Genomic DNA, 10,159 nt, shown 5'->3' with positions numbered 1-10,159 from the left:
GATACTCATGTTACTTTTAAATGGTGCAACAGAAAGGATAATTATAAATCAGAAACGCAAACTATTACTGGCGTTGATTTTTTAAAAAGGTTTGTAGAGCATATCGTCCCACCTCATTTCAGAAGAATAAGGCATCTTGGCTTTTTGAGCACTCGTAAAAAATTCAAATGTTTGGAGCTATTGCACAAAGACTGAAAGGTAACTTTTCATAAACTAAAATCTTCAAGAGCTCAGGTACTTGAAATGAAGTTTGGAAAATGTTCCTGTCTTAGCTGTAAAGATTGTGGTGGTGAGCTGGCTTTAATACTTTCTTATCCTGGTAAAAGGGCTCCTCCTGCTTCCTGATATTTGCAGCAAGTATCTATTTACCAATAAACTAACAAATATGCATTTAAGCGTATATGGGAATGCTATATCCTCTTGTTAAAATAGTAGTTAAAAAACAGTATTACAATTAAATACCAAGTGCGATAAATTACTTTCTAGTGCAACAAATTAATAAAATGGTTCATTATTAACTGAAATATCACAAAAATGACAATGATAAAACAATATAAAAAGCATTAAAAATGCCATTTAAAACACTATAAGTAAAAATCACATTATTAATACTTTACTGATTAGTTGCTGGAATATTGTTTAGTTCAACAAACCCTCCAATCTGTAGGGTATGCAAGCAACCCTACATTAGAGGCTAAGTGTTGTGGGTTGTTTTTACTTTTTCCAACCAGCTTGTTTCTGATAATAAAGCTTTGGTCTAAGGTCTATGTTTTGTTTAGATTTAAAGTTATAGAATTCAATTGAGTCAGGCTGCATAACATTAGAAAGTTTCAGATTTGAATACTGGTCATGTCCCAATTTAGTTGATTCTAAATTCTTATCAATGATCCAATAAAAAATTATGTCGTTTCTTATTGATGTTGCCAGAATAAAGTCTTTATTAAATCCCAATGATTCAATATTTCGAATAACTAATGATCCAATAGAATATGGTGTTTCATTATTGTCTGGGATAACTATGTTATTAAAAGAAGGTTCAGTCTGATAATAAAAATTGGCTCCTAAATCTAGGTCATTGTATAAGTTACCACAGGAACTACAAAATAAAATAACAGCCAAACTTATTATTGATAGAATTCTCATTTACGACTTCTTTTAATAACCCACAACGGTTGTTGCATGGCTTAGTAATGGGGATTTAGCCTCACAAACTTTCATAATTACACTAAGCCAAAACGCAAATTTTGTTTAAATTTCATTTCAAAGCCAAATCTGCGATTTGACGCTGGTAGCCTTTGTAGAGGCCTTCCCTATGATTACGAACCCCTTATGAGCTATTGCAACGTGTTGGGCAAAGTACATTATTGATTAATTGGGTAAAGATCATCATTAAGATACCAATATGCATAGATAGTCATAGCTGATGTAATCGGACCTACAACAATCCCCAATAAGATTCCAATTATTACTCCGTTATCAATAAACCCAAATAATGAAGAGTCTTTTAGAATATAGGTAGGTAAGTAATTTGTTACAATGGTTATTGTTGAAACAAAAACAATAAGGATAAAGACAAAAAGTTTATTTGATTTAAACAAGATCTTACTTTTATCAAAGTAATTTTTCTCATTAGGCTGTAAGACGCTCACTAAGAATGAGAATCCATATAAAATTGCCAAGTACGATATTGCAATTATAGATATAGCACCTACTGAAATCTTGATAATAAAGGATAAATCAACAGTAATTGTTACTATCAAAAGTATGATTGGTACTATTAATAATAACATAAATTTTAATCCTGTTTGAAAATACCCCCAAAACAGTTCCTTCGATTCTTTGTAAACTTTTTTAATTGATGTATCTATACCCTTAACTCTATCATTCACTATTAAGATCAATGAGATATTAATTCTTGATAAATAGTATACATAAGGAATAATTAATGCTAAGAATGCCAATGTTAAGGATAATTGAATTACTGTGCTATCTGGATATTCAATAAGTTTACCAAACATTTCAAATGCAAACGAAAGGATAGAAGCCAATAGTGTTAAAGGAATAAATAGATTATAATTTTTTCGGAATAACTCTAATGATAACTCTAAAAATGTTGTGATTTTGTTCATATGTCAAGGAATGTAATTCGATTCTGTTATAAAATTGTGATTATGCATTCTTTTATGTCAGTATTTTGCACAACGTGTGAAATATAATTTAGTAGGGCAAATTTGAAAAGCAAACCATTCCGACCTCTACTGAGCCGAAGCTTTTGCTTTGGGTATAACTTTTATTCGTTACATAACCGAAGCAAAAGCTTCGGCGGTGCTCAAACACCCTACAAACTTACTAAATGACACCAAACCGCCCTATTAATTATATTTTGTGTTGTGTTTAGTTTCTTTCTAATTTCCTTTTATTCTTAATAACAATTTTTACAATTTTATCTCCTTCAAACTTCTGCAATAATTCACCTATTTTTACATGAGTTTCATTATAGTCAAAGTGTAAAGCTGTTGGATTCTTGATATAGTTTTTGGTAGATTCTGGTATTTTCTTTACACCACCAACCTCAAAAATAACAAACGAGTATGATACTTTTGAATCTTCATTTTTTGAACATCTAATATTGTTAATGTCTTTCAATGAATATTTCGATGATTTCCACTTCCATAAAATATATTTTTCATGAATTAAGGATGTTCCATCAATTTTAATTCTTTGAAATCCTTTCTTAAATTTCAACCAAGGAATCAAAGCAATTATGGAAATTGTCAAAAATCCAAAAATTCCAACAAAATCCTTTGTTCCATATGTCCCTATACCAACAATTAGCATTATTAATAACGGAGAAAAAAAGATAATATCAAGTATTAATAAGTTTCTATATTTTATTGTTTCCGAATATTCTATCATTTTATTTAATTACGGTTGGGAATCAAAATTAAACACAACATTTCTGTAACCGTCATATACTGCGGCTTATTTCGCTTTTGTATTTTATTTATAAAACCGTTAAAAATAATTATTATTTCAACATGTGGTAGTATATAACGGACTTTTTATGTCTAAGAAATGCATTTTAAACGAATTTAATGACCTTTTCTATCCTTAGAACCAATAATGTTGTATAGCACAAGCCATTAAAAATCAACATATGCTATAGCGATTATTCGAATAATTTGAGGCTTAATACTTAGTTTTATTATAAATATATACCGAAGGTTAGTATCACAACCATTCCCTAATAAAATACATCACATAGTTCTGAATTATTGCGCATCGAACAGGCAAAAACCATTTAAAGTATGGGTTATATGGCATAGTGTAAGTCCAAAACCAGCTCCAAGTAACGTACAGTAAACGGACTGTTAAGCTATCAAAGAGCAGACAGATACGGATGGTTTACGGATGGTTTGCGGCATTTCTGCGGATGCTATAGACCGATGCTCACCCGCAGGCCATCCGCAGACCACCCGCAGAAACCCGTTCACTATCCGCAGACAGTCCGCAGCAGGTATATTGCAAGTCCGTTCACAGTCCGAACATGCACAGTAAAATGCCATTTTTAACACTTTTGTGCACAATTTTTAGCCGTTTTTGCCAAAAGATGCACAATTCGCCATAAAATAGCTATTTATAAAACTAAAAGTAAAAATATTCTTTTAACACAATCACCTTAACATACATACAATCAACGCTTAATAAGCTATAAAATGTAACGGTAAAATTACCGTTATTTTTTTCATTCTTATTTCATACTACTTTAGAACCATAGATCAACAAGGTAAAAGGTGAAAGGTGAAAGTATAGATGCAGTTAGTTAATGGATCAGTATTTATAAAAAGGTACGAGTTACAAACTCGCAGCAGCGAAAGCATGGCTGCAAGAGATTAACTGCAGAACAAAGGATTAAACGTTTATAGATAAGTAGTTAATGGACCACTATTTATACAAAAGAGACCAGTTAAAAACTCGCACCAGCAAAAGCAAGCTTGCTACAGTAGTTGTATTCAATTGATATTACGAATTTCTGTTTAGAATTGAATCTATTTTCAAATCAACACTATATTTTCTCCAAAAACTTATAATTTCATTAAAAATTCCTCTTTACATTTACAAAATGACTATAACAAGATGTTTTTGTCAATTATTTTACTTTTTTTGTGAAAAAATATATAACCCCTCAAATTTTATTGATCATTTTATTAAATGTTATTTTTTTTAGCCAATACCCCAAATGAATTTTCCTTTTATAGAATATTATATATTTATTTTATTGATACCCCCTATTTTAGGTAAGTTACAATCCCTAAGTAAAAGCGCAATAAAAATATGAAATCGTAATTATTTCTTGGTTTTAAATTTTAAATAGCTACTTTTACATCGAAATAATAACAAAATCAAAAACAAAATATATCCAAAAGACGAAAATTTATGTGTGGATTCGCAGTTTATACAGGCAACGACATGATGGACAAACTTTTGTTTGCCAGTGAGTTTAAGAAAATTGAATACCGTGGCCCAGACAACTCCAATATTAGAGATTTTGGTGAAGATGGCTGGATGGGCTTTCACAGATTAAGCATTATGGATGTTTCCAGCAATGGAAATCAGCCTTTAACATATAAAAATATTAATTTAGTTTGTAACGGAGAAGTTTATAACTTTCAACAACTAAGAAGAAAATACGAGCACTCATTTGAGTTTCAATCATCAAGTGATTGCGAAGTTATTATTCCATTATTTTTAGACAAAGGAATTGAAGAAACTGCTAAATCATTAGATGCTGAGTTTGTATTTGTAATTTATGATTCAGTTGCTAAAAAATATTTTGCAGCAAGAGATCCTATCGGTATCCGTCCTTTATTTTATGGTTATTCTGCCAGCGGACAAATTATGTTTGCCAGTGAAATGAAAACTTTACACGCTGTTTGTGAAGAAATTAAGCCATTCCCTCCGGGACATTATTATGATGGTGAATCTTTTCACTGCTATAAAGATATTTCTAAAGTTGAAAAGGTTTCATACGATAGCTTAGATGAGATTTTTAAAAATATCAACGAAAAATTAACCGCTGCAATCGAAAAGAGACTTCAGGCAGATGTTCCTGTTGGTTTCTTATGTAGTGGAGGTTTAGATTCAAGTTTAGTATGTGCTGTAGCTGCTAAAATGTTGGATAAACCTATCAAAACGTTTGCTGTAGGTATTGAAGATGATCCTATTGATACCAAATATGCAAAAAAAGTAGCAGAATACTTAGGTGCAGAACATACTGAAGTACTTTTTACAAAACAACAAATTTTTGATACTTTAAGTACTTTAATTTATAATACTGAAACCTGGGATATTACTACAATCAGAGCATCAATGGGTATGTATCTTATTTGTAAGTATATTAGCGAAAACACAGATGTTAAGGTATTAATGACTGGTGAGATTGCTGATGAGATCTTAGGATACAAATATACCGACTTTGCTCCTAGTCCTGAAGAATTCCAAAAAGAAGCAGAAAAGCGTATTCGCGAAATATACATGTATGATGTATTAAGAGCAGACAGATGTATTTCTTCTTGTGGATTAGAGGCTCGTGTTCCTTTTGGTGATCTTGATTTTGTAGATTACATTATGAGTATTGATCCTGCTAAAAAGATGAATACTTATGGCGAAGGAAAATACTTATTACGTGCAGCATTTGAAGGTGATTATTTACCACAGGAAATTCTTCACCGTGATAAAGCAGCATTCTCGGATGCAGTTGGACACAGTTCTGTAGATTACTTAAAAGCTTATGCTGAAGAAATGTATACAGACGAAGACTTAGCTGCTGCTAAAGATAAGTATCCATATTGTCCTCCATTTACTAAAGAATCTTTAATGTATCGAGATATCTTTGAAAAGCACTTCCCAGGAAGAGCTGGTGTAATCAAAGATTTCTGGATGCCTAATAAAGAATGGGAGAACTGTAATGTGGACGATCCAAGTGCACGTGTTTTACCAAACTACGGAGCAAGTGGTGTTTAATTGTTTCTACAAAAGGTGAATTTTTATATACTAAAAAAGGTGATTTCAACTTTGAAATCACCTTTTTGTTTTTTAGTTTCTGAATATTAAATCCTTACCATCCGAATCTATAATGATCTTCTCATCTTTAGTTATTTCATCTGATAAGATGCGTTTCGATAATTCATTTAAAATACTCTTTTGAACCACTCTTTTTATTGGTCTGGCGCCAAATAAAGGATCGAAACCAACATTAGCAATATATTCCACTGCCTCATCAGTAATATCAATTTCCACCATTTTAGATTGTAATGCCTTTTTAATAGCGTTAATCTGCAACCCAACAATCTCCTTAATCTCCTTATGAGTTAATGGCGTAAACATGATAATATCATCAATCCTGTTTAAGAATTCTGGACGTATTGACTGACGAAGTAATTGAAATACTTCATTCTTTGATTTTTCAGTAACTTCAGGAATGTTTTCTTCTTTAACTCCGTCAAAATTACGTTGAATAATATCTGATCCGGCATTTGATGTCATTATAATAATAGTATTTTTAAAATCAACAACCCGGCCTTTATTATCCGTTAATCGTCCATCATCCAATACCTGCAACAACACATTAAATACATCAGGATGCGCTTTTTCAATCTCATCCAGTAACACCACTGAATATGGCTTACGACGCACAGCTTCTGTCAACTGTCCACCTTCATCGTATCCAACATATCCCGGAGGCGCTCCAATTAAACGAGATACTGAGTGTCTTTCCTGAAATTCAGACATATCAATACGGGTCATCTTATTCTCATCATCAAACAAGAAGGACGCCAGTGTTTTTGCCAACTCCGTTTTTCCCACTCCCGACATACCCAGAAATATAAATGAACCCACAGGTCTTTTCTCATCCTGCAAACCGGCTCTGCTCCTTCTTATGGCATCAGAAACTGCTTCAATGGCATCGTTTTGACCAACAACCCTTTTATGCAATTCCTCTTCCAATGAAAGCAGTTTTTCCTTTTCACTTTTCATCATTTTGGTTATCGGAATTCCTGTCCACCTGCTGATTACACCAGCCACATCTTCAGAATCCACTTCTTCTTTAAGCATTGGATTTTCTGATTGTTTCTGGCTTAAAACACCTTTTAGCTCAACAATCTTCTCTTCAGCCTCTTTGATTTTACCATATCTTAATTCAGCCACCTTATCAAACTGACCTTCACGCTCAGCTTTCTCTGCCTGAAATTTATATTCCTCAATATTTGATTTATAGCTTTGAATCTGATCAACAATATTCTTTTCTTCCTGCCACTTAGCTCTTAAAGTGGATCGCTCATCTTTAAGTTGAGCCAATTCAGCATTCAATACCTCAAGTTTCAGCTTGTCACCTTCTCTTTTAATGGCCTCTCTTTCAATTTCAAGCTGACTCACTTTTCGATCCAATTCATCAATTTCCTCTGGTACAGAGTTCATCTCCAAACGAAGTTTTGATGCAGCTTCATCAATCAAGTCAATAGCTTTATCAGGTAAAAACCGATCCGCAATGTATTTATTAGATAAGTTTACTGCCGCAATAATAGCATCATCTTTAATTCTTACTTTATGGTGATTTTCATACCTTTCCTTTAAACCTCTTAAAATAGAAATTGCACTCAATACATCAGGTTCATCAACACGAACAATTTGAAAACGTCTTTCCAGTGCCTTATCTTTTTCAAAATACTTTTGGTATTCGTTTAAAGTAGTTGCACCAACAGCACGTAACTCACCTCTTGCCAAAGCCGGTTTTAGAATATTGGCTGCATCCATAGCACCTTCTCCTTTGCCTGCACCTACAAGCGTATGGATTTCATCAATAAACAAGATGATATCCCCATTACTGCCGATCACTTCTTTAACAACAGCCTTTAAACGTTCTTCAAATTCACCTTTATATTTTGCTCCGGCCACCAATGCACCCATATCCAAAGAATAAATCATTTTAGATTTCAGGTTCTCTGGTACATCACCATTTACAATTCTTATGGCCAAACCTTCACCTATTGCTGTTTTACCAACACCTGGCTCTCCTATTAAAATAGGATTGTTTTTGGTTCTTCGTGATAAAATCTGAAGTACACGTCTGATTTCTTCATCCCTACCAATAACAGGATCTAATTTACCATTACGGGCTTGTTCGTTAAGGTTAATAGCAAACCTGTTTAGTGCATTAAAATTATCTTCTGCAGTTTGCGAATCAACTGTTGCTCCTTTACGCAATTCTTTAATGGCTGCAACCAGATCTTTTTCTGTTACGCCAGCATCTTTTAGCATATTTGAAACAGCATCCTTTACCGACAAAATTGCCAATAATAAATGCTCAATAGATACATATTGATCGTTAAACTCCTTTAGATACGACTTTGCTTTTTGAAGTATATCATTAGAGGTTCTTGATAAATATGGTTCTCCTCCGGAAACTCGTGGATAAGACTCTATAATGGCATCTAAAGTATGGTTGATATTATTTACATTAAGTTTACTAAATAAAAAGGAAATAATATTTTCTTCAACCTCAATAATCCCTTTCAAGATATGTCCGGGTTCAATTGCCTGATGCCCTTTTGCAGAAGCAATATTTACAGCTTGCTGTATTGCTTCCTGCGATTTAATAGTATATTCCTTAAAATTCATAATGAAATTATTTTCGTTTCCAACATACTATCAAATTTACATCCAAGATGTATTTTGTGTCATTATGACATTTACTTCATTATGAATTATGTCAAATTAACATAAAACCAAGTTTAAACATGATATTTAGTCGTAAAACAAATCGTCTCTATATTTTTGATTCATCTACCTAATTTCTATATTTGTTATCATTAAAATCCTAAAATTTAGTTCATACAAAATCCATTATTAATTGAAGTAATCAAAATGAAACGCACTTATAAATGTGATCATTCACTTTCAAACACACTTGAATGATTAAGTATATTGGAGCGTTCCATAAGCCTTATGAAAATAAATTTATACTTATGAAAAACTTAATATTAAGTGTTCTTTTTGCAATTTTATTAATTGCATGTGTTTCCAGATCTTCTAAAAAAGAAGAAGATAAATCATGTTGTGCCGAAGCAAAACAAACTACAGCATGTTGTTCTGAAGCAGCGGCAAGTGCCGATGTTGCTATTAGTGATAGTGCTATTGTAACAGTTGACCAATTACTAAGTAACCCGGAGATGTACATTGATAAAAAAATTGAACTTCAGGGTTTTGTAATGCACACTTGCAAAAAAACAGGCAAAAAAATGTTTTTAAAAGGAACTGATGAGTCTACTTTTATTAGAATTGAAGCTGGTGAGAATATCAGTAAATTTGAACCAACACTTGAAGGCGAAACGGTTATAGCGTCAGGAGTTTTAAGTGTATTTATTCAAGACAGCGAAGAACATGCTGAAGGTGAAGCCTGCTCTTCTGAAGATAAAGCTAAAGGATATGTAATGGCTTGTGAAAGTTTTAAGCAAATATAAACCACATTATAAGCCGACTAATAGTCGGCTTTTTTATTACAATGAAATTTAGAAAACTAAACCGTATCATTCACAGAGACCTGGGCTACTTTTTTACAGGTATGATTATTATTTACGCATTAAGCGGAATAGCATTAAACCATAAGCACGATTGGAATCCTAACTACATCATTAACACCAAATCCATCAATTATAAATTAAGCCCTGAACAAATCTTTAAATCTCAGGAAACAATAGACCAAATCATCACATTAACGCAAACAAACGAGGAATATAAAAAGCATTATTACCCACAAAATGATGTATTAAAAATATTCTTATCCAAAGGATCAACCATTACCTTCAACAATAATTCGGGATCAATATTTTATGAAGAATTAAAAAGCAGACCATTATTTAGTTCAATTAACTTTCTACATTTCAACCCGGGCATTATCTGGAAGTATTTTTCAGATGTATTTGCAATTAGCCTTATTGTATTGGCCATAAGCGGATCTGTTATATTAAAAGGCAAAAACGGTTTTAAGTGGCGTGGTCTTACGTTAATCACACTTGGTTTAATAATTCCAATTATCATTTACTTTTTATATTAATCCCTCAATAGGTATTCATAAACCTTTTATATATTGCAATTGCAT

At 32.4% G+C, this 10,159-nt stretch carries 8 protein-coding genes; 4 read left to right on the top strand and 4 right to left on the bottom strand.

The features are described from left to right. The coding region (locus OM075_RS19735) for a transposase (protein WP_301192272.1) at positions 1-195 on the top strand (195 nt) is incomplete at its 5' end. A gap of 519 nt (positions 196-714) precedes the next feature. Here the strand turns inward: OM075_RS19735 and OM075_RS19730 are convergent. From OM075_RS19730 to OM075_RS19720, 3 genes are all read right to left on the bottom strand, one after another. Then, entirely contained in the window at positions 715-1,143 is a 429-nt protein-coding gene (locus tag OM075_RS19730) for a hypothetical protein (protein ID WP_301192271.1), read from the bottom strand. A gap of 218 nt (positions 1,144-1,361) precedes the next feature. Continuing rightward, positions 1,362-2,129, bottom strand: coding sequence for a hypothetical protein (locus OM075_RS19725; RefSeq protein ID WP_301192270.1), 768 nt, complete (start codon positions 2,127-2,129; stop codon positions 1,362-1,364). Positions 2,130-2,394: 265 nt separating this feature from the next. Continuing rightward, positions 2,395-2,916, bottom strand: coding sequence for a hypothetical protein (locus tag OM075_RS19720; RefSeq protein ID WP_301192269.1), 522 nt, complete (start codon positions 2,914-2,916; stop codon positions 2,395-2,397). A 1,521-nt stretch (positions 2,917-4,437) separates the two neighbouring features. Between OM075_RS19720 and asnB the strand changes: the two genes are divergently transcribed. Further along, positions 4,438-6,024 (top strand): asparagine synthase B, encoded by a 1,587-nt coding sequence (gene asnB / locus OM075_RS19715; RefSeq protein ID WP_301192268.1) that lies wholly within the window; start codon positions 4,438-4,440, stop codon positions 6,022-6,024. Positions 6,025-6,096: 72 nt separating this feature from the next. On the opposite strand, the gene clpB is transcribed toward asnB, so the two are convergent. Next, on the bottom strand, positions 6,097-8,679 hold the full coding sequence (gene clpB / locus OM075_RS19710) for an ATP-dependent chaperone ClpB (protein WP_301192267.1): 2,583 nt from the start codon (positions 8,677-8,679) through the stop codon (positions 6,097-6,099). A gap of 347 nt (positions 8,680-9,026) precedes the next feature. Here clpB and OM075_RS19705 point away from each other — a divergent pair, with 347 nt between their 5' ends. Together OM075_RS19705 and OM075_RS19700 are read left to right on the top strand one after the other, a co-directional pair. Beyond that, complete coding sequence (locus tag OM075_RS19705) at positions 9,027-9,521, top strand: hypothetical protein (RefSeq protein ID WP_301192266.1); 495 nt, start codon at positions 9,027-9,029, stop codon at positions 9,519-9,521. Between the two features lie 41 nt (positions 9,522-9,562). Beyond that, entirely contained in the window at positions 9,563-10,114 is a 552-nt protein-coding gene (locus tag OM075_RS19700) for a PepSY-associated TM helix domain-containing protein (protein WP_301192265.1), read from the top strand. Positions 10,115-10,159: the final 45 nt, after the last annotated feature.

The organism is Plebeiibacterium sediminum (assembly GCF_026013605.1).
Classification (GTDB): domain Bacteria; phylum Bacteroidota; class Bacteroidia; order Bacteroidales; family Marinilabiliaceae; genus Saccharicrinis; species Saccharicrinis sediminus.
The sequence above is the reverse complement of the archived record's forward strand: the minus strand, read 5'-3'. Positions and strand labels throughout refer to the sequence as shown.

Excerpts from the sequence above, each read along its gene's own strand:
- OM075_RS19730 (WP_301192271.1), bottom strand. The coding sequence starts at position 1,143 with ATGAGAATTCTATCAATAATAAGTTTGGCTGTTATTTTATTTTGTAGT.
- OM075_RS19725 (WP_301192270.1), bottom strand. The coding sequence starts at position 2,129 with ATGAACAAAATCACAACATTTTTAGAGTTATCATTAGAGTTATTCCGA.
- OM075_RS19720 (WP_301192269.1), bottom strand. The coding sequence starts at position 2,916 with ATGATAGAATATTCGGAAACAATAAAATATAGAAACTTATTAATACTT.
- asnB (WP_301192268.1), top strand. The coding sequence starts at position 4,438 with ATGTGTGGATTCGCAGTTTATACAGGCAACGACATGATGGACAAACTT.
- clpB (WP_301192267.1), bottom strand. The coding sequence starts at position 8,679 with ATGAATTTTAAGGAATATACTATTAAATCGCAGGAAGCAATACAGCAA.
- OM075_RS19705 (WP_301192266.1), top strand. The coding sequence starts at position 9,027 with ATGAAAAACTTAATATTAAGTGTTCTTTTTGCAATTTTATTAATTGCA.
- OM075_RS19700 (WP_301192265.1), top strand. The coding sequence starts at position 9,563 with ATGAAATTTAGAAAACTAAACCGTATCATTCACAGAGACCTGGGCTAC.